This is a genomic window from Mesorhizobium sp. B2-7-2 (assembly GCF_006440775.1).
In the GTDB taxonomy this organism is placed as follows: Bacteria; Pseudomonadota; Alphaproteobacteria; order Rhizobiales; family Rhizobiaceae; genus Mesorhizobium.
In genome coordinates this window covers 24,053-43,750 of record NZ_VFTZ01000004.1, presented here as the reverse complement: position 1 = coordinate 43,750, position 19,698 = coordinate 24,053, and the positions used below count along the sequence as shown (strand labels likewise).

Sequence of the window (19,698 nt, the reverse complement as noted above, 5' to 3'; positions counted from 1 at the left end):
GCTTTTTGATTTGAAGCGAACGGCCCTAACTCTTTGTTTTTACGCAATTCCGGACGGAAAACCGCTCGACCCTTTTCCTGGAATTGCTTTACTGGCTCGAGGAGCTGTGCTGGTCGCCGAAGATGCCGCGCTGGCTGACCTGGATGCCGGCCGGTCCCAGAATGATGGCGAACAGAACCGGCAGGAAGAACAGGATCATCGGCACGGTAAGCTTCGGCGGAAGTGCCGCGGCCTTCTTCTCGGCGGCGTTCATGCGCATGTCGCGGCTTTCCGAGGCGAGCACGCGTAGCGCGTGCGCCACCGGCGTGCCGTAGCGCTCAGCCTGGACCAGGGCCTGGGATACCGACTTCACCGATTCCAGGCCAGTGCGGCTTGCCAGGTTCTCATAGGCGTTCTTGCGGTCCTGCAGATAGGACAGCTCCGCATTGGTGAGCACGAATTCCTCGGCAAGCGCCACCGACTGCGTGCCGATCTCGTCGGCTACCCTGCGCAGGGCCGCTTCCACCGACATGCCGGATTCCACGCAGATCAGCATCAGGTCGAGCGCGTCCGGCCACGCCAGCTGGATCGACTGCTTGCGCTTGGTCGCGCGGTTGTTGACGTAGAGGATCGGCGCATAGAAGCCGCCATAGGCGACAACGACACAGACGAACAGCTTGATGAAGGCCGGCTGCTGCGGCAGGCCGCCGAGCACGAACAGATAGATGGCCGCCAAGGCAAAACCGACGAATGGCAGGACCAGGCGGAAAAAGAGGAAGCGTGTCAGCGGGTTCTGGCCGCGGAAGCCCGCGACCTTGAGCTTCTGGATCGTGCTCTCGTCGGCAAGCGCGCGCCTGAGATCCAGGCGGTCGACGATGTTGCGCATGCCGATGGACTGTTCCTCGCGCAGGCCCTTGCGGCGGCGGTCGGCCTCGTTGGCCAGCCGCGCACGCTGCTCGGCGCGCATTTTGTCGCGTTCGAGCGCCACGCTTTTCATGCGCGACTTGAGCGACGTGCCGCCGAACGCCGGCAGGAGCGTGAAGACGGTCGCGAACACGGCGATGCCGACCAGCATCGCGATCAGGAAAGAAGGGTCGGTGAGTGTTTTGACGACCTGCTCTGTCACCGGATCCGCGCCCCTACACTTCGAAGTTCATCATCTTGCGCATCACCAGGATGCCGATCGACATCCACACACCCGAGCAGCCGAGGATCAGGTTGCCGACGTTGGTGGTGAACAGCGGCATGATGTAGTTCGGGCTCGACAGATAGACGAGGAAGGCGACGACGAACGGCAAGGCGCCGATGATGACGGCCGATGCCTTGGCTTCCATCGACAGCGCCTGGACCTTGGCCTTCATCTTCTTGCGGTCGCGCAGGACGCGCGAAAGGTTGCCCAGCGCCTCGGACAGGTTGCCGCCGGCCTGCGACTGAATCTGGATGACGATGCCGAAGAAGCCGGCTTCGCTGCACGGCATCGTCTCGGGCATGCGCATGGCGGCGTCGGGCACCGACATGCCCATCTGCTGGGAATCGACGATGCGGCGGAATTCGGACCGGACCGGTTCGGGCGATTCGTTGGCGATCAGGCGGATCGCATCATTGAGCGGCAGGCCGGACTTGACCGCGCGCACGATGATGTCGAGCGCGTTCGGAAATTCTTCCAGGAAGGCCTTGGTGCGACGTGTGCGGCGAAACGACACGAACCAGCGCGGCAGGCCGAGGCCGCCCACCAGCAGGGCACCGGGCAGCGCCCATAGGGGCGCGCCGAGGAAAAAGAGAACGGCCGTCAGGATGATCCCGCAAACAGCGGAATAGATATAGAAACGCTCGATCGGAACCTGCATGCCGGCTTGGCGGATCTGAACCTTCAGCGGCGGTTTCTTGACGTTGCGATCATTGGTCTTCTGCTTCTCGTCGAGCTGCTTCAGCGTGTCCTGAACGTTTTTTCGCCGCTTGACCGCTTCCGCGGCGCGGTCGCGCGTCGCTTTCACCACCGACCGGTCCGTTTCGGCTGTCTTGATGGTCTGAAGCCGCTTGCCGGCCTGCTTCTCGTTGTCGATGCGCGTGAACAGGAAAGCATAGGCCACCGCGCCGGCGCTGAAGCCGGCAAGCACGATGAAAGCCAGTACGGTGGTGTCAATTCCGAACATCGACCGGGGTCCCTAGGACATTTCGCCGTTCCAAGGAAACGGCGAACCGCCCTGTCTCTTTGTCTTGACGCAATTGCGGACGGAAAGTTACGGCGAAGTCGCCGAACCCGACCGCATCACACTTTTCCTGGAATTGCTTCCAACCTCCAGATGCATCAGTCAGCGCGTTTCTCCATCGCCTCGAGCGCATTGGCGAGGCGCTGCTCCTCGCCATAATAGCGGGCGCGGTCCCAGAATTGCGGACGGCCGATGCCTGTCGACACATGCTCGCCGACCAGCCGGCCGCCGGCGTCTTCACCCTTGATGTTGTAGAGCACAAGATCCTGGGTGATGATGACATCGCCTTCCATGCCGACCACCTCGGTGATGTGGGTGATGCGGCGTGAGCCATCGCGCAGGCGAGCCGCCTGGATGATCACGTCGATCGAGCCGACGACGATCTCGCGCACCGTCCGCTGCGGCAGAGAATAGCCGCCCATGGCGATCATCGATTCGATACGATTGAGGCATTCGCGCGGGCTGTTCGAGTGGATCGTGCCCATCGAGCCGTCGTGACCGGTATTCATCGCCTGAAGAAGGTCGAACACCTCCGGTCCGCGCACTTCGCCGACGATGATCCGCTCCGGCCGCATGCGCAGGCAGTTCTTGACCAGGTCGCGCATGGTCACCTCGCCTTCGCCCTCCAGATTGGGCGGCCGGGTTTCGAGACGGACCACATGCGGCTGCTGCAGCTGTAGTTCCGCCGAATCCTCGCAGGTGATGACGCGCTCCTCGCGGTCGATATAGTTGGTCAGACAGTTGAGCAGCGTCGTCTTGCCAGAGCCCGTGCCGCCCGAGATGACGACGTTGCAGCGGACGCGGCCTATGATCTTGAGGATTTCCGCGCCTTGCGGCGAGATGGCGCCGAACTTGACCAGCTGGTCCAGCGTCAGCTTGTCCTTCTTGAACTTGCGGATGGTGAGCGCGGTGCCGTCGATCGACAGCGGCGGCGCGATGACGTTGACGCGCGAGCCGTCGGGCAGGCGCGCGTCGCAGATCGGGCTCGATTCGTCGACGCGGCGGCCGACCTGGCTGACGATGCGCTGGCAGATGTTGAGCAGCTGCTGGTTATCGCGGAAACGGACGCCGGTCTGTTCGACCTTGCCATTGACTTCGATGTAGACGTTCTTGGAGCCGTTGACCATGATGTCGGCTATGTCGTCGCGGGCAAGCAACGGCTCCAGCGGTCCATAACCCAGAACGTCGTTGCAGATGTCCTCGAGCAGTTCTTCCTGCTCGGAGATCGACATCGCGAAATTCTTGATCGCGATGATGTCGTTGACGATGTCGCGGATTTCCTCGCGCGCGCTTTCGGGATCGAGCTTGGCGAGCTGCGACAGGTCGATCGTGTCGATGAGCGCCGAAAACACCTGGCTCTTGGTGTCGTAATAGGTCTCGGAGCGCTCGCGCTGAACCCTTCTTGGCGGCTCCGGCGCCATGGGCGGCGCCTCGACGGGCCGGCGCGCCGGCGGCGTGGCCGGCGTGCCGGACGGCGGCGCGGCCGGTCGTTCGGCCGTCATCGTCCCGGTTGGAGCGGCGGCGGGAGCGGATGCCGGCGGACGGAATTCGGGCGTTGCCCGGCTGCCGTCGTCTTTGCCTCTTTTACCAAACATGATCGACTACCCGATGCCGCTCAATCAGCGTCACTTCTTGTTGCGCGAGAGCTTGCCGAGGATCGAGCCCAGGCCTGCTTTCTTCCTTGTCTTGATTTCGCTGCGTCCGGTCAGCACATGCGCTATTTCATTGATGGTGGTCACGACGGGGCTCTTGGCGTCCATCTCGGAGAGCATGCGGCCGTTGTTGGCGGCATTGCCGAACAGCAGCGGTTCGAAGTTGATCACCGCCATCGGCGTGATGCCGAGCGGTTCGGCGAAATCGGACGCCGCGATCTCGGGCCGTTTCGGCACTCCCGCCTGGTTGATGATCAGCTTCGGTGGCGGATCGTTCGGACGCAGCCGCTTCAGCATGTCCACCATGTTCTTGGTGTTGCGAAGATTTGCGAGCTCGGGCGTGGCCGTGATGACGATCTCGTCCGCCTTGATCAGCGTGCTCTTGGTCCACCCGCTCCAGACGTGAGGGACATCGAGGACAAGCAGAGGCGCGCTGCGCTGCGCTGTCTCTATGATCTGCGCGAAGGCCTCGGAGTCGAAATCGTAGACGCGCTCGAGCGTGGAGGGAGCTGCGAGCAACGACAGATGCTCGGCGCATTGCGCAAGCAGACGGTCAAGATAGACCTCGTCCACCCGCTCCGGTGAAAACACCGCCTCGGCGATGCCTTGCGCCGGATCCTGATCGAAATTGATGTTGGCGGTGCCGAAGGCGAGATCGAGATCGGCGATGACGACCTCGGACTTGAACAGGGAAGACATCGCCCAGGCGACATTGTGAGCGATGGTCGAGGAGCCGACGCCGCCCTTGGCGCCGATGAACGCGATCGAGCGGCCGATCGGCTCCGAATCCGGATCGACGAAGATCGACGACACGACGCTGACGATGTCTGTCATCGAGACCGGCGCGATGACATATTCGGAAATGCCCGAACGGATCAGCTCGCGGTAGAGCCCGACGTCGTTGTAGTGGCCGATAACCACCACCTTGGAGGACGGATCACAATATTCCGAGAGCTGCCCGAGCTGTTCGAGCAGCTGCTGCGGTTCGCTGCGCGATTCCAGCAGGATCAGGTTCGGTGTCGGCGCGGACTGGTAGAACTCGATCGCGGTCGGGATGCCGCCCATATGGACCTTGAGATGGGCCTTGGCCATCCGGCGATCCTCGCCGGCGCGCTCGACGGGGTTGGCGACCCCCTCGGTCTCGCAGAAGGCCTGGATCGAAATACGCGGCACGGGGCGCAGCGCCTGCATGGCGGCGATGTCCTGCTGCGAAAGGTCGCCGGTTTCGGCGGGCGTGTCGTAGGCAAGATTGCTCATCGTCATGCTCTTTCCGTGACTGCTTTCTTCGTCGTCCGGCGCAGCTTAGTAGGTTACTTCCGAATTGCCGAGGAACTCGTCCGAGATGCCCCTCTCGCGGTACTTGTCGATCACCGCGCCGCGATTTTCGGCGTCTATGTCGGACTGTTTGCGCGGCCCGATCAGATCATTGGGATTGGCCAGCTGTGCTGCGAGGTTGTTCTGATAGGAGCAGCCGAAGTCGGCGTAGTGCTTGTTCTGCGACGTCTCCAGCATGTCCTCGGGCCAACGCCCGCATTTGTCGGTCTGGGCCCTCACCGCGACGAAGGCGACGCGCACCGGCGCTGACGCCTCCGGCACCGCCGACTGATAGGATGTCATGACGATGCGGTTGCGCTTGACGCCTGCCGCCATGGCGAGCCTGGCAAAATCGCGACCGGCGGCCCTGGCGGCAAGCTCATTGGCGGATCCGGCCGGCATCGCGATCGTCAGCGCCGGCGCGGCGCTCTTGTCGTAGCCGTCGAGAAAACCGAGCAGCGTATCGCGCTGCGCACCGGTCATGCCGCGATCACCGGCGCCGACCGGCAGGTCGATCTTCTGGTTCTTCTCGGCAATGACGATCGGATGGGTCGTGCGGTAGTCGTCCGGTATCGACCCGACGGTTACGCTGTCGCGGTTGGCGCAACCTGCGAGCGACGCGGCAAGCATGACCGCCAATGCCGGGACCACCTGCCGACGGATCCTTGCGATACCGGATGCTGTCCGGACCGTCATGACCTTCGATGCTGACTTGGACATATCCGCATTCCCACTCATTTGTAGATGAAGCCCACGACGCCGTGGTAGCGGCCGGCTGGCCTGTCGGTCTGCATGGTGCCGTAGACGCGGTTGACGCGGCCGAGGAACATGCCGGCGCCGTCGCTCGCAGGATTGAAATTGTCATCAGGCTTCGCCAGATCGTTGCGTGCCACAGGCTTGACTAGGTAAGGCGTGATGATGATGACGAGCTCGCTTTCGTTGCGCACGAAGTCACGGCTACGAAACAGAGCGCCGAGGACCGGTATCTTTGTCAGGCCAGGCAGGCCGTTGAGGGCCTGGCGCACATCGTCACGAACAAGTCCGGCGATCATCATCGATCCCCCGGAAGGCAGCTCCACGGTCGTATCCGCCAAGCGCTTGCGCAGCGATATGATATTGGTATCGCCAAATGCAACGGAGCCTTCCGTCGTCGGCTCTGACACCGCGGTTCTCACTTTCAGGCTGATACGGCCAGCCGACAGGACCACCGGCTGGAATTCCAGTCCGATGCCATAGTCGACCTTCGATGACGTCCAGGTTCTGTCGGCATTCTGATTGTCTGTCGATTTGTTGCTGGTGACGGCGGTCACTATGTTGTATTCGCCGCCGACCTTGAACGTCGCCTTCTCCCCGGAGACCGCCGTTAACGTTGGCTCCGCCAGTGTCTTCATGGCACCAGACTGCTCCATGGCGTTGATGGTGCCTTGCAGGGATGAAGTGGCGAAGTTCAAGCCTGAGGCGGACAGTGGCTTGCCCAGACCCGGGAAAGTATCGCTGATCGCACCATAGCTGATGCCATTGCTGCCACCGCGGCCAACCAAGTTAACGCCGAGCTGCTTCATCACCGAGCGGCTGACTTCGGCGACGGTCACCTTGAGCGTCACCTGGTCATCGCCGATGATCTGCAAGAGGTTGACGATCTTGGAGGTCCGGCGCTCCTGGTCGGGGTTGTTGATGTCGACGCCGCCATTGACCGAGCCGCCGGCGGCGGTCTGCGAATATTGACCCGTCGTCGCTTCGCCGCCGGACACGAAGATGGTTGCAAGGTCGACGGCCCGCTTGGCATCGAGGGGCGTGTCGACCATGCCCGTCAGGACGACGTTATCATTGAGAAGCTCGACGTTGATCTGCGAGGATGGGATGAAGCGCTTGAGATAGTCTTCCAGCCCTGCGACGTCGCGCTCGACGGCCAGATCCAGGCTGACGATCTGCTCGCCATTGGGGCCGAAGACGAAAATGTTGGTCTCGCCGACCGCCTTGCCGAACAGGTAGATGCGCCGCGCGGTGCGCGTCACGGCATCGGCAACCGCCGGATTGGCGACGAGGATATCATAGGCGTCGCTGGGCAAGTCGATGACCACGGATTTGTTGAGGCCGAGCTTGACGCGCTGCGTGGCAACGGAAGCCGACACGCCGGCTCCCGCGGCCTTGGCTTCGACCAGCCCCGGGGCGCCGGTGCCGAGCACGAAAAAACCGATCGCCGCGGCGGCCAGGAAGGGCAGCAGTTTACCGTTCAGCCTCATTTCCTTGCTCCCACCTCGGAAACCTCGCCGGACTTGATCAGCCGCACGGTTCCGCGTCGGCCGTTGCCGTTGACCAGATAGTCGGCTTCGTCCGTCGTCTTTTCATGGATGTCGGTGATCGGGCGCAGCGCCAGCGTCAGGCGGTCGGCCATCTGCTGCGCCACTGTGATGATCTCCGCCTGCTGCGGCGTCAGCTCCAGCGTCGCGGTCTGGCCGACCCTGGTCTTCTTGCCTTCCTCGTCTTCCTGGATGGTCTGGTCGATGGCCAGCACGCGGATGTTCTTGAGGATCGTCTCCGTGTTGAAGCCGCTGCCGCCATTGCCGGTGTCGGCGCGGCGCGTCATGATGACGTCGACGAAGTCGTTGGGCAGGATGAAGCCGCCCGCGGACGTATCGGCCGATATCGCGGTCGCGACGGCGCGCATGCCGGAAGGCAGGATCGACGACATGAAGCTCTGCCCCTCGCCGACCAGCTTGGAGCGCCGCAACGGCTCGCCGGTATACATGGCAACGCGGGCGACCGAGCCCTTGAGCTTTTCGATCGCGTCAGGCTCGGCGGCGCGCGTGATGAAATTGGCGTTGACGCCATCGGCCGGCCATTCTTCCCAGCTGATGTTGGTGCCGAGCTGGCTGCCCATCGACACGTCACCGGAAAGCACCAGCACATCCTGCAATGCGATCGCCGGCTGCTTGGGCGCATCGACGATGACCTGAGGCGGCGGCGCGACGACCATGTTCTTCGCCACGTAGCCCGCGCCACCCGCCGCGACCGCAGCCACGCCCAGAATAATCAATCGGGATGCTGGCATTCGTCCGAAACCCTTCGCCTCATGGCAAACCACCTCGCCAGGCCGGACTTTGCAGCTGCAATCGTCAAAACAAGGTTAATGTAATGCTTACGATCGTGATTAATTTAAGGTTTACTCAAATTGGATTGAACGGCCCGCCGTTAACAGAAAAAGCGGCCCGGGGCCGCCTTCCGATCTGATAAAAGGCGGCCGCCTGGGATCGCCGACATCGAGATCGCGGGGCCTATGTCGTGAGCCTCTCCAGCGCCCAGACCATCAGCGGCGAATCCGGGAAAGTGATCAGTCCACCCGCGCCAAGCGCGATGCCATATGGGATGCCAACGCTCTCATCCGCGAAATGGCGCAGAAATCGGCTGTGGCCGGTGTACGTGGCGAGCGGCGATTTCCGGTAGGCAAGGATTGCGAGGGTAAGCAGGCCGCCGATGAAAGCCGACGTCACCAGATAGCCGATCAGGTTGATGTTGAGGCCCATCCACAGAGCGGTCGCGGCCAGAAGCTTGGCGTCGCCGCCGCCCATGCCGCCGAGCGCAAAAAGGCCGAAGGTCGTGGCAAGCACAAGGGCGCCGGCGGCGAAGTGCCAGCCATAGGTTGCCCAGTCCATGCCGGCGAGCGGCGCAACAAGCGCGAATGTCGCCACCAACAGCACAGGAACGCGGTTGGCGATCGTCATCGACAGGGTGTCCGAGATCGCAGCGAACAGCATGCAGAAAGGAAAGACGACGAAGATCACGGCTTCAAGCATGGATGCGGCGTGCCTGTGGCATGTTTTCAGCGGCATCCTAGGCGCGCTGGATTAACGATCGATGAGGCCGGACGATCAAAATCGGCCGACTGCATGAAAAAGGGCCACCAGCTGGCGGCCCTTTTCCTTTCTGCCGAAAAAGCGCGATACGCAGCCTTATTACGGAGCCGTGGCGCCGTTCAGGGTAGCAGCGATGTTGGCGAACTTGGCGTTCAGCGCGCCGCCGAGCTGGGTAGCGCCAACCATGATGGCAAGCGCGATGAGAGCGGCGATCAGACCGTATTCGATGGCGGTCGCGCCGGATTCGTCCTTCACGAAACGTGCGATAAGATTAGACATTCGAGAGCTCCTACTCCACGTGTTACAGCACTTCCGTCAACTTCTCTTCCGGGTTGATCGGATGCTGCAAATCTAGGGAGAAGCCGTTTCGATCGGCTTAATAAACAGCCTTACCGATTCCTTTCCGGTGGCGAATGCCCTGTGTGGTTAACCGTGGCCTAAACATCGCCAGAGGTCCGGGTTTCCGAGAAACCGGCGCTTGTGCAATATTCCTAAAACAGTAAGGCCATCGACGCATGGCGCACCATGCAGGCGATCCTTAATCATGCCGGGCCGGGTTTAACCGTTACTTCACCAATCTCGTTCATGTTCCGTTGAAGAATCTGCCTGCCGGGAGCGCTTCAATGACCTTGTCGAGATCGCTGTTTCCAGTCGCCGCGCTGCTGGCAACTGCTGCCTTGGTCATGCCGGCCAGGGCCGGCGCCGGCATAGAAGTCACCATGAACCAGGCCAAGATCGTCAAATTGTCACGCGGGGCCGATACGGTCGTCATCGGCAATCCGGCAATCGCCGACGCCTCCGTGCAGGACGCCTCGACCATCGTTCTCACCGGTAAGGGCTTCGGCGTCACCAATCTGGTCGTGCTCGATTCGGAAGGCAGCCCGATCATCGACGAACAGGTGACCGTCGTGCGACAAGCCGCCTCCTCGGTGCGCATCTACCGACGCGCCGACGTCCAGACCATGTCCTGCACGCCCTATTGCGAGAGCGCCTTCAAGAGCGAGGCCGAGAAAACTTCCGAAGCCGAAATGAGCGCCGGGCACTGAGCCCTGCGAGGGCGAACCTATGGGCATTAAAGACAGCTTAAAGCGTGCCCGACGAATTTAACGATCATCAAAACCGGAACTCAATGGGTTATCGCTAACCTTGCCGCCGGTACCGCAAAGGGGATCGGCAGGAACGCAATATGAGCAAGGATGCCACATCCGGCAACGGCATGGACAACAGGGCGCGGGTCAGAGTCCGCCCCGGCTTCTTCAGCGACAGGCGCGGCAGCACGGCGATGGAATTCGCGATGCTGGCCATCCCGTTCGCGCTTCTCGTCTTCGCCATCCTCGAGAGCTGCATTTCGTTCGCAGGCCAGGAGGTGATGGCCAACGTCACCGACGATGTCGCCCGCCAGCTGCGGACCGGGCAGTTGCAGCAGTCGAACGTCACAGAAGCCTCGATCAAGCAGCTGATCTGCAGCAGACTTGAGATCATGGTGGCCAAGGACTGCCCGGGATTGCTGGTCGATTTGCGCGAATATCCGAGTTTCGCCGACGCCGCCACGGCGGGCTTCAAGATCGTGGATGGAGATATCGTGCTTACACAGGGGACGAACTCGACGACCCCAACCGTCTCGCCCGGATTGGCAGAGACCATCAACATGCTGCGCGTGTTCTACAAATGGCCGGTGATGACCGATTTCCTGGCCCAGTCGATGGCAAATCTGAAGGACAAGAAAACGCTGCATTTCGCATCGGTGACCTGGCAGAACGAACCGTTCGACGACAATTGAGACTGCTCGACGGCTAAGCCGCGGCGTGGAGGACGATATGCATAGTGCGGGGGCACTCCGGGGGATTTCGGCGAAGGTGGCGCGGTGTTGCCGCGATCGCCGCGGCGTCGCGGCGATCGAGTTCGCGTTCATCGTGCCGGTGCTCCTGATCATGTACTTCATAACGATGGAGGCCTCGCAGGCCATCGAGACCGGCAAGAAGGTCAGCCGCATCGGCAGCATGGTCGCGGACCTCGTCACGCAGCAGCAGGCCGTCGTGAAGGCTAACCTCGATGCAATGATGAAGATCGGCATATCGACGCTTCGGCCCTACAATCGCTCGGATCCGACGATCATCATCACCGGCATACAGATATCCGACGAGGCGTCGCCGACAGTGAGGGTGGCGTGGTCGCGCAAGCTGGTGGGCAACACCTACAGCGTCGATGCCAATCCCGGCGACACCACGACCGTCCCCTCGACGCTGATAATCCGCAACACTTTCCTGGTCCGCGTGGAAAGCGACCTCGGCTATGTGCCCGTCATCGCCTGGAGCGAGAACAACAACCAGCAGAAGGCGCTTGGATTGTTGTCGACCTTTAGCCACATAAAGATGAGCGAGACCTATTATCTCCGGCCTCGCCGGAGCCCAAAGATCCCCTGCAGCGATTGCTGACGGTCAGTCCCGGCCGTCGGATGCGTGCCGCACAATGGCCGTGGCCATAGCGTAATCCTTGGACGCCGCCGGCACAAAGCCACCGGAATGCGCCGCCTCCAGCAGGTCGTATATGTCGGGCGTCTGGGACCTGAGATTGGTCAGGAAGACCGTCAGCCGGCGCTTTGCCTCGGGATCGAGATCATTGCGGACGGCGTGCGGGCCGAAGCGCAAGAGGCCCGAGGTCCACAACACCCGAAGCGACGCCTCGGGGACGCCGGCAGCCTCCAGCCGCGCGACGGTGCCCTCGGAACGGCTGGACCGGCCGCCGGTATCGGCCGGTTCCCAGCCGAACATGGCGTCCGCTTCGCCGCCGCTCAGCATCGTCTCGGCCGCGGCGGCTGAAGCGGCGCGCGCCAGAAAGGGCGAATCCCGCGTGATGTTGACGCCTTCGGCCGGCAGCGCCGCCAGCGGCAGCAGCGCGCCGCCGACATTTTCGGCCGGCGCTATCGCGATCCGGTGCGAAGCCATGGCGGCAAGGTCCGGAAGCCGGCCGTCGCGCGTCACAAGGACGGAACGGATGCCGACGGCGCCGTCCGCATCGACCGGCGCCACCAGAGCCTCGACACAGCCGCAGCGTTCCGAGGCCGTGGCATAGGCGAGAGCGGAATAGATCGCATATTGCACGCGCCCGCTCGCCTGCGCCTCGATCAGCGCCGCGTAGTCGCGCGCAACGACGAACTCGACCTTCATGCCGAGCGCATTGGCATAGGCGTCGGTCAGGCGCGCGAGGCCCGGGACGGTGTTGCCCCCGCCCGGTTCGGCGACGATGCCGATGCGGAACGTGCCGATGTCGTCACGCCAGTCGGCGCGTGCCGGCGAGGAGGCGGCGCCTAAGGCCGCGAGAGCGGCCGCGCACATCTTCACGGCCTGCTTTGCCGCGGTTTTGCCGCGCCTTGCCATACCTGCCACGCTCCCGCCCCGCATCCGCGCCTCGCCGCAACTATGGCGCCAAGCCGTTGCGGTTTGGTTTCCGATTTGCCAACGCCGCCGGGGAACCTTATGTCTGGCGATCAAGGCTGACAACAAAGATACCCATGGCGCGCGCGTTCCTGTTCGTTCTCGATTCTTTCGGCATCGGCGGCGCGGCCGACGCCGAACGCTATGGCGATGCGGGCGCCGACACGTTCGGACATATTTTTCAGGCCTGCGCCGATGGTCGTGCCGATCGGCAAGGTTTGCGCAAAGGGCCGCTCGCGGTGCCCAACATGATGTCGCTCGGCCTTGGCCGGGCGGCGCAAACCGCGACGGGACTGAAAACCGGTATCGACGCGCCCCCGGTCGCCTCGGCCTTTCATGGAGCCGCCCAGGAAGTGTCGAGCGGCAAGGACACGCCCTCCGGCCACTGGGAGATCGCCGGCCTGCCGGTGCGTTTCAATTGGGGCTATTTCCCCGATACGGTGCCCGCCTTTCCGGCCGACCTGACCGACGCCATCATCCGCGAGGGCAAGCTGCCGGGGATCCTCGGCAACTGCCATGCACCCGGAACCCAGATCATCGAGCGGCTCGGCGAGGAGCATATCCGCACCGGCAAGCCGATCTGCTACACGTCGATCGATTCCGTGCTGCAGATCGCCGCGCATGAGACGCATTTCGGCCTGGAGCGGCTTTATGAGCTTTGCCTCACGGTGCGTCGGCTGGTTGAGCCGCTCAAGATCGGGCGGGTGATCGCTCGGCCATTCGTGGGCGAGACGCCGGCCACATTTCAGCGCACCCACAATCGCCGCGACTATGCGGTGCCGCCGCCGGAGCCGACCCTGCTCGACCGGCTGACCGGGCGCGGCAGCAAGGTCATCGCCGTCGGCAAGATCGGCGACATCTTCGCTCATTGCGGCATTTCGGAAGTGCGCAAGGCCGGCGGCAACATGGCAATGTTCGACAAAGCGCTCGGCGCGATGGACGATGCCGGCGACGGCGACCTGGTTTTTGCCAATTTTGTCGATTTCGATACCGAGTTCGGTCACCGGCGCGACGTCGCCGGCTATGCCGGAGCGCTTGAAGCGTTCGACCGCCGGCTGCCGGAGGCGCTGTCGCGGATAAGGCCTGGCGACCTGCTCATCCTCACAGCCGATCATGGCAACGATCCGACCTGGCGCGGCACCGACCATACGCGCGAACGCATTCCGGTGATCGGTATCGGGCCGGGACTGACGGGCGGCGACATCGGGCTCAGGCCGACCTTCGCCGATATCGGCGAGACCGTCGCGGACCACCTCGGCCTGGCTGCCGGTCGCCACGGAACATCGTTCCTTGCGACGATAGGCGGCGATGCCTGAGCTGCCCGAAGTCGAGACCGTCCGGCGCGGTCTGCAGCCGGTCCTGGAAGGGGCGCGGCTCGTCAAGGTCAAGGCGCGCAGGCCCGACCTTCGCTTTCCTTTCCCCGAACGCTTTTCGGAACGGCTTGCCGGCAAGACCGTGACGGCGCTTGGTCGGCGCGCCAAATACCTGACGATGCATATCGAAAACGGGCCGGTTCTCATCTGCCATCTCGGCATGTCGGGGTCGTTCCGGATCGAAGCCGCGGATAGCAGCGACGTCCCCGGCGCCTTCCACCACGAGCGCCCGAAAAGCGCGGCGCACGACCATGTCGTGTTCGACGTCGTCTCTCCGAGGGACGAGCGCTCCCGCGTCATCTTCAACGACCCGCGCCGCTTCGGCTTCATGCTGTTTGCCGAAGGAGCGCCGGACACGCATCCGATGCTGGCGGGGCTCGGCATCGAGCCAACTGGCAACGCGCTCGACGGTCCCCTGCTCGCCTCGCTGTTGAAGGGTCGCAGATCGCCGCTCAAGGCAGCGCTGCTCGACCAGCGGCTGATCGCCGGACTCGGCAACATATACGTGGCTGAGGCCTTGTGGCGCGCCGGCCTCTCGCCGCTGCGCGAAGCCGGCACCATCGCCGGGTCGGCCAAGAAGGCGAAAGAGCAAAGCGCGCGCCTTGCCGAAGCGATCCGCTCGGTCATCGCCGATGCGATCGCCGCCGGCGGCTCCTCGCTGCGCGACTATGTCCAGGCCGACGGATCGCTCGGCTATTTCCAGCATTCCTTCGCGGTCTACGATCGCGAGGGGGAGCCATGCCCGAAGCCGGGCTGCCGCGGCCACGTCGAACGCATCGTGCAAAGCGGCCGCTCGACCTTCTATTGCCGGACCTGTCAGCGGTAAGCTAGGAACGTATCGATCGTCCCACTGCCGCGGAAGGAAGCGAACCATGGCCTATGAAACCATTATCGTGGAAACACGCGGCAAGGTCGGGCTGATCACGCTGAACCGGCCTAAGGCGCTCAATGCGCTGAATTCGCAGGTCCTTGTGGAGGTCGTGGCGGCGGCGCGTGCGTTCAATGCCGATCCCGAGATCGGCGCGATGGTGCTTACAGGCTCGGAGAAGGCGTTTGCCGCCGGCGCCGACATCAAGGAAATGCAGGCGATGTCCTTCGCCGACGCCTACACGCAGGACTTCTTCGTCGGCTGGGAGGAATTCACGCGCACGCGCAAGCCCATCATCGCGGCGGTCGCGGGCTATGCGCTCGGCGGCGGCTGCGAATTGGCCATGATGTGCGATTTCATCATCGCCGGCGACAACGCCAAGTTCGGCCAGCCCGAAATCACGCTCGGCGTCATGCCGGGCATGGGCGGCTCGCAGCGGCTGACCCGTTTCGTCGGCAAGTCGAAGGCGATGGACATGTGCCTGACCGGGCGGATGATGGACGCTGCCGAAGCCGAGCGCAGCGGACTTGTCTCGCGGGTGGTGCCGGTCGCCGAGCTCGCCGAGGAGGCGCTGAAGGCGGCGGCCAAGATCGCCGAGTTCTCGCTGCCGTCGGTCATGATGACCAAGGAGGCCGTCAACCGCGCCTACGAGACGACGCTCGCTGAAGGGCTGCGCTTCGAGCGCCGCCTGTTCCATTCGCTGTTCGCGCTCGACGACCAGAAGGAAGGCATGGCCGCGTTCGTGGAGAAGCGGAAGCCGAATTTCACCAACCGCTAGGGCATGATGCCGAATGACTGAAGGCGGGCCATGACGTGATGCGTTTTCAGCTCCAAAAAGACCGCCAAGTGGCGTTGACGCGCCGGAAAAGCTGAACTATAAGCCGCACCAACCGAGGCGGCCTGTGGCTGCCCGTTTGTTTTTTGCGCCCTGCGGCACCCCGCTGGCGCCCACCAGATCGGAAGAGAGGCATCATGGCCAACACGTCTTCGGCCAAAAAGGCAACGCGCAAGATCGCCCGCCGCGCGGCGATCAACAAGAACCGCCGCTCGCGTGTCCGCACCTATGTGCGCCAGGTCGAAGAGGCGCTGGCCGCCGGCGACAAGGCCGCGGCGGTGGCAGCCTTCAAGGCGGCGGAGCCGGAACTGATGCGCGCCGCCACCAAGGGCGTCGTTCACAAGAACACGGCTTCCCGCAAGGTTTCGCGGCTGGCCCAGCGGGTCAAGACGCTGTCGGCCTGACCGACTTAATCCTTACTCCATCGATGTTGAACCCGGTCGCATAGACCGGGTTTTTTTCGTTTGCCGGCAAGTACTTAAAAAAATTGCTCGTGAGCAACGCTTGCGACGTGATTCCAACGCCAGTAATGTTTTGCCGGCATATTCAACGCCGCTGACAACGGAACGCCTTCCCCGCGGCAACTGCCTAAATTTGCCTGGCAAAAAATCATCAGTTTTTTCAGAGACTTACAGCCGGTCGTCCACAGCTTGTTCAGCTCAAGGTCGAGCGGCGGGGGAGAAGTAGCTGTCAAGACAATTATTTCAGAATATTTCGTTTCGGGCGGCCTTTTTCATATTCGCCGGAAAAGGGTTTGAATCACAATGGCTTTGTCAAAACCTGCCGGCGCAGCTCCCGATTTCAAGCCCCGTCCGGTAACCAGATTCGTTAAAAAACCGTTAGATGTGGCCTTGCCCTATCCACAGCGATTTCGGTAATGTCCATCCATCGAAGGGACGGGCTCTTGCCCCTGACCCAGCCTGAATCGGCCAGCACAAAATGGCGGAATTCATGACGTGGAGCAATTCCGCGTACGGCTTGGTTTGTCTCTTCGGTGGGTAGGGGACTGGCGTAATTGTACATGGCAGTCGATATCTCGCCGGCGTTTTCGCCGGAGGGTGAGGTATTGACTTGTTTTTGTCGGAGGCCGGCGTGCGGAGCCGGCAGCTGGTCCCTTGCGCGAGTTGCGACGATCGTTGCCGGCGGCGGCAATGGCATCGCGGCTGAATGAGGGTCGCCGGACCAAGGATGCAGGAGGCGCATCCCCGGCGGAAAAGGGTACGAGAAGACAAAGGGACTTTGATCATGCAGAGCGGCATTGACAGGGAGATAGCAGGCGAGCTCCCATTTCCAGCAACTTTTGTCGGAGGGGGCGACGTGGCGGTATCCAGCGACGCGGAACAGAAGTTCGAACGGGTCAAGGCCCAGCTGAAGGCGCGTCTTGGAGCCGAGGTCTATTCGAGCTGGTTCGGTCGCATGAAGGTCGCCGAGGCTTCCCGCGGCGTTGTTCGCATCTCCGTGCCTACAGCCTTCCTGCGGTCCTGGATCAACGGCCATTATCTCGAGCTTATCGCGGAGCTGTGGCGGCATGAGGATGCGGACGTCCTCAAGATCGAGATCGTCGTGCGCACCGCGACGCGCCAGGGGCGCAACCCTGTCGAGCCCGAGGTCGCGCCGGCGCGCAAGATGACCAAGCAGACGCATACCGCGCTTGCCAACGGCACCGCGAGCGCCGGGCGTGTGGAGCAACGGGCGCCGGCGCCTCGCCAGGGCGTGTCAGCGGAACCGGAGTTCCGCCACAATGTGCTGGGGTCGCCGCTTGACCCGCGTTACACTTTCTCCTCCTTCATCGAGGGGCCGTCGAACAGGGTGGCCTTCGCCGCGGCCAGGGCGGTGGCGGAATCGCAGTCGAGCGCGGTACGTTTCAACCCGCTTTTCCTGCATGCGACCGTCGGGCTCGGCAAGACGCACCTCCTGCAAGCGATCGCCGCGGAATCGCTGCGGCAAAACCCGAAGTCGCGCGTCGTCTACCTGACGGCGGAATATTTCATGTGGCGCTTCGCCACCGCGATCCGCGACAACAACGCGCTGACGCTGAAGGAGCAGCTGCGCGATATCGATCTCTTGATCATCGACGACATGCAGTTCTTGCAGGGCAAGTCGATCCAGCACGAATTCTGCCACCTCATCAACATGCTGCTCGACAGCGCCAAGCAGGTGGTGGTCGCGGCCGACCGGCCGCCCTCGGAATTGGAATCACTGGAGCCGCGCGTGCGTTCGCGCCTCAATGGCGGCGTGGCGCTGGAAATGTCGGCGCCGGATTTCGCCATGCGGCTCGGCATGCTGAAACTGCGCCGCGCCAGCACCAAGACCGACGACACCTCGCTCGACATATCGGACGAGATCCTGGAGCATGTCGCGCGCACGGTGACCGGCAGCGGGCGCGAGCTCGAAGGCGCCTTCAACCAGCTTCTGTTCCGCCAGTCCTTCGAGCCGCAGATCACTATCGACCGCATCGACGAGATCCTCGGCCACATCTACCGCTCCGGCGAGCCGAAGCGGGTGCGCATCGAGGACATCCAGCGCATCGTGGCGCGCCACTACAACGTGTCGAAGACCGAGCTTCTGTCCAATCGGCGCACGCGCACGATCGTCAAGCCGCGGCAAGTGGCGATGTATCTGTCGAAAGTGATGACACCGCGCTCATTGCCGGAGATCGGGCGGCGGTTCGGCGGCCGCGACCACACGACCGTGCTGCATGCCGTGCGCAAGATCGAGGACCTTTCAGGCGGGGACAATACGCTGGCGCAGGAACTCGAACTGCTCAGAAGACTGATCAACGACCAGGCCTGAAGGGGCGCAGAAATAGCCGGCGGCACGCTTCGCCGGCTTTATCCCCAGAAAGCCCGCGCCGCCGGCCGGAACCGGTGCCGCGGGCTTGCGTTTGCAGGCTTTTTACTGTCAGCTTACACAGATTCTGAAAGCCTTTCAGAGCTTTCACGGGATGCCGCCTGCCGGTGACCTGTTCATTCTTGAAGCGAGCCTGTTTCGTCATGCGTGTTATCCTGGAACGGTCAAATCTCTTGAAGTCCCTCAACCACGTCCACCGCGTGGTCGAGCGTCGCAACACCATACCGATCCTGTCCAATGTGCTGCTCAGCGCCGAAGGCGCCAGCCTCGAGATGAAGGCGACCGACCTCGATCTTGAAGTGACGGAGGCGACGCCCGCCAAGGTCGAGCGCGGCGGCGCGACGACGGTGCCGGCGCATCTGCTCTACGACATCGTGCGCAAGCTTTCCGACGGCGCGGAGGTGATGCTGAAGACGGATGAGGATGGCAATGCGATGACCGTCACCTCCGGCCGTTCGAGCTTCCGCCTGCAGTGCCTGCCGCAATCCGACTTCCCGGAGCTTTCTGCCGGTTCGTTCTCGCATATCTTCCGGCTGGAATCGGCGGCGCTCAAAGGGCTGATCGACAAGACGCAATTCGCCATCTCCACCGAAGAGACGCGCTATTATCTCAACGGCATCTTCCTGCACACGCATGAGGTGGGCGGCAAATTGAAGCTGCGCTCGGTGGCGACCGACGGGCATCGCCTGGCGCGGGCCGAGATCGACGCGCCGGCAGGCTCCGAAGGCATGCCCGGCATCATCATTCCGCGCAAGACGGTGAGCGAGTTGCAGAAGCTGGTCGACGATCCCGACGTGGCGGTGACCACGGAGCTGTCGGACACCAAGATCCGCTTCACCATCGGCAGCGTCGTTTTGACCTCGAAGCTGATCGACGGCACCTTCCCCGACTATCAGCGCGTCATTCCGACCGGCAACGACAAGAAGCTGATCATCGACCGGCAGAGCTTCGCCGCGGCAGTAGACCGCGTTTCGACCATTTCCTCCGAACGCGGCCGGGCGGTGAAGCTTTCGATCAATGATGGCCAAGTGACGCTCGCGGTCAACAATCCGGATTCGGGCAGCGCCACCGAGGAACTGGCGGCCGACTACTCGTCGGACCCGATCGAGATCGGCTTCAACGCCAAATATCTGCTCGACGTCGCGGCCCAGCTCACCGGCACGGAGGCGAAATTCATGCTGGCCGATGCCGGCTCGCCGACGCTGATCCACGACATGGCCGACGAGACCGCGCTCTACGTGCTGATGCCGATGCGGGTCTAGGCTCAGTCTCTTGACGCAATTCCGGACGGAAAACCGCTGTGCACTTTTCCTGGAATTGCTCTGACGG

20 protein-coding genes are annotated in these 19,698 nt (G+C 62.9%); 9 read left to right on the top strand and 11 right to left on the bottom strand.

The genetic code is table 11. The annotated features are described in order from the left end of the window. Window positions 1-88: 88 nt before the first annotated feature. From FJ425_RS07045 to FJ425_RS07005, 9 genes are all read right to left on the bottom strand, one after another. On the bottom strand, window positions 89-1,105 hold the full coding sequence (locus FJ425_RS07045) for a type II secretion system F family protein (RefSeq protein WP_140542027.1): 1,017 nt from the start codon (window positions 1,103-1,105) through the stop codon (window positions 89-91). Between the two features lie 13 nt (window positions 1,106-1,118). Then, window positions 1,119-2,132 (bottom strand): type II secretion system F family protein, encoded by a 1,014-nt coding sequence (locus FJ425_RS07040; RefSeq protein WP_140542026.1) that lies wholly within the window; start codon window positions 2,130-2,132, stop codon window positions 1,119-1,121. A gap of 155 nt (window positions 2,133-2,287) precedes the next feature. Then, the gene (locus FJ425_RS07035; RefSeq protein WP_140629486.1) at window positions 2,288-3,784 is read right to left on the bottom strand and encodes a CpaF family protein; all 1,497 of its coding nucleotides are present in this window, start codon (window positions 3,782-3,784) and stop codon (window positions 2,288-2,290) included. A gap of 30 nt (window positions 3,785-3,814) precedes the next feature. Then, window positions 3,815-5,104 (bottom strand): CpaE family protein, encoded by a 1,290-nt coding sequence (locus FJ425_RS07030; protein WP_140542024.1) that lies wholly within the window; start codon window positions 5,102-5,104, stop codon window positions 3,815-3,817. Window positions 5,105-5,143: 39 nt separating this feature from the next. Next, the gene (locus tag FJ425_RS07025; protein ID WP_140542023.1) at window positions 5,144-5,875 is read right to left on the bottom strand and encodes a CpaD family pilus assembly protein; all 732 of its coding nucleotides are present in this window, start codon (window positions 5,873-5,875) and stop codon (window positions 5,144-5,146) included. A 14-nt stretch (window positions 5,876-5,889) separates the two neighbouring features. Then, a complete protein-coding gene (locus FJ425_RS07020) occupies window positions 5,890-7,398 on the bottom strand; it encodes a type II and III secretion system protein family protein (protein WP_140629483.1) in 1,509 nt (502 codons plus the stop codon). Continuing rightward, window positions 7,395-8,207: a Flp pilus assembly protein CpaB gene (gene cpaB, locus FJ425_RS07015; protein ID WP_140629481.1), complete on the bottom strand. Its 813-nt coding sequence runs from the start codon at window positions 8,205-8,207 to the stop codon at window positions 7,395-7,397. Before cpaB ends, FJ425_RS07020 begins: the two co-directional genes overlap by 4 nt. A gap of 223 nt (window positions 8,208-8,430) precedes the next feature. Beyond that, window positions 8,431-8,949 (bottom strand): prepilin peptidase, encoded by a 519-nt coding sequence (locus tag FJ425_RS07010; protein WP_140629478.1) that lies wholly within the window; start codon window positions 8,947-8,949, stop codon window positions 8,431-8,433. Between the two features lie 159 nt (window positions 8,950-9,108). Continuing rightward, window positions 9,109-9,288: a Flp family type IVb pilin gene (locus FJ425_RS07005; RefSeq protein ID WP_095765933.1), complete on the bottom strand. Its 180-nt coding sequence runs from the start codon at window positions 9,286-9,288 to the stop codon at window positions 9,109-9,111. Window positions 9,289-9,632: 344 nt separating this feature from the next. On the opposite strand from FJ425_RS07005, the gene FJ425_RS07000 reads away from it, so the two are divergent. From FJ425_RS07000 to FJ425_RS06990, 3 genes are all read left to right on the top strand, one after another. Continuing rightward, entirely contained in the window at window positions 9,633-10,055 is a 423-nt protein-coding gene (locus FJ425_RS07000) for a pilus assembly protein N-terminal domain-containing protein (RefSeq protein ID WP_140542019.1), read from the top strand. A gap of 170 nt (window positions 10,056-10,225) precedes the next feature. Beyond that, window positions 10,226-10,789 carry a TadE/TadG family type IV pilus assembly protein gene (locus tag FJ425_RS06995; protein WP_140629764.1) on the top strand — a complete coding sequence of 188 codons (564 nt, stop codon included), beginning with the start codon at window positions 10,226-10,228 and terminating at the stop codon, window positions 10,787-10,789. Between the two features lie 37 nt (window positions 10,790-10,826). Beyond that, on the top strand, window positions 10,827-11,444 hold the full coding sequence (locus tag FJ425_RS06990) for a TadE/TadG family type IV pilus assembly protein (RefSeq protein WP_140722578.1): 618 nt from the start codon (window positions 10,827-10,829) through the stop codon (window positions 11,442-11,444). Window positions 11,445-11,447: 3 nt separating this feature from the next. Here FJ425_RS06990 and FJ425_RS06985 read toward each other — a convergent pair whose 3' ends face one another. Next, on the bottom strand, window positions 11,448-12,386 hold the full coding sequence (locus FJ425_RS06985) for a PhnD/SsuA/transferrin family substrate-binding protein (RefSeq protein ID WP_140629476.1): 939 nt from the start codon (window positions 12,384-12,386) through the stop codon (window positions 11,448-11,450). A 134-nt stretch (window positions 12,387-12,520) separates the two neighbouring features. Between FJ425_RS06985 and FJ425_RS06980 the strand changes: the two genes are divergently transcribed. The 5 genes from FJ425_RS06980 to dnaA all read left to right on the top strand — a co-directional run bounded on the left by FJ425_RS06980 (window position 12,521) and on the right by dnaA (window position 18,312). Beyond that, complete coding sequence (locus FJ425_RS06980) at window positions 12,521-13,759, top strand: phosphopentomutase (protein WP_140722575.1); 1,239 nt, start codon at window positions 12,521-12,523, stop codon at window positions 13,757-13,759. Continuing rightward, on the top strand, window positions 13,752-14,642 hold the full coding sequence (gene mutM, locus FJ425_RS06975; RefSeq protein ID WP_140629473.1) for a bifunctional DNA-formamidopyrimidine glycosylase/DNA-(apurinic or apyrimidinic site) lyase: 891 nt from the start codon (window positions 13,752-13,754) through the stop codon (window positions 14,640-14,642). The genes FJ425_RS06980 and mutM overlap by 8 nt, the downstream gene beginning before the upstream one ends. Window positions 14,643-14,688: 46 nt before the next feature. Then, a complete protein-coding gene (locus FJ425_RS06970; protein ID WP_140629470.1) occupies window positions 14,689-15,462 on the top strand; it encodes an enoyl-CoA hydratase in 774 nt (257 codons plus the stop codon). 194 nt (window positions 15,463-15,656) lie between these two features. Next, window positions 15,657-15,923: a 30S ribosomal protein S20 gene (gene rpsT, locus FJ425_RS06965; protein WP_095765940.1), complete on the top strand. Its 267-nt coding sequence runs from the start codon at window positions 15,657-15,659 to the stop codon at window positions 15,921-15,923. A gap of 841 nt (window positions 15,924-16,764) precedes the next feature. After that, window positions 16,765-18,312, top strand: a complete 1,548-nt coding sequence (dnaA, locus tag FJ425_RS06960) for a chromosomal replication initiator protein DnaA (RefSeq protein WP_140629468.1) — start codon at window positions 16,765-16,767, stop codon at window positions 18,310-18,312. Here dnaA and FJ425_RS06955 read toward each other — a convergent pair. Continuing rightward, window positions 18,296-18,514 (bottom strand): hypothetical protein, encoded by a 219-nt coding sequence (locus FJ425_RS06955; RefSeq protein ID WP_140629465.1) that lies wholly within the window; start codon window positions 18,512-18,514, stop codon window positions 18,296-18,298. The two genes, dnaA and FJ425_RS06955, sit on opposite strands and share 17 nt — an antisense overlap. Here FJ425_RS06955 and dnaN point away from each other — a divergent pair. Continuing rightward, window positions 18,513-19,631: a DNA polymerase III subunit beta gene (gene dnaN, locus FJ425_RS06950; RefSeq protein ID WP_095765942.1), complete on the top strand. Its 1,119-nt coding sequence runs from the start codon at window positions 18,513-18,515 to the stop codon at window positions 19,629-19,631. The genes FJ425_RS06955 and dnaN overlap by 2 nt on opposite strands. The last annotated feature ends 67 nt before the right edge of the window (window positions 19,632-19,698 follow it).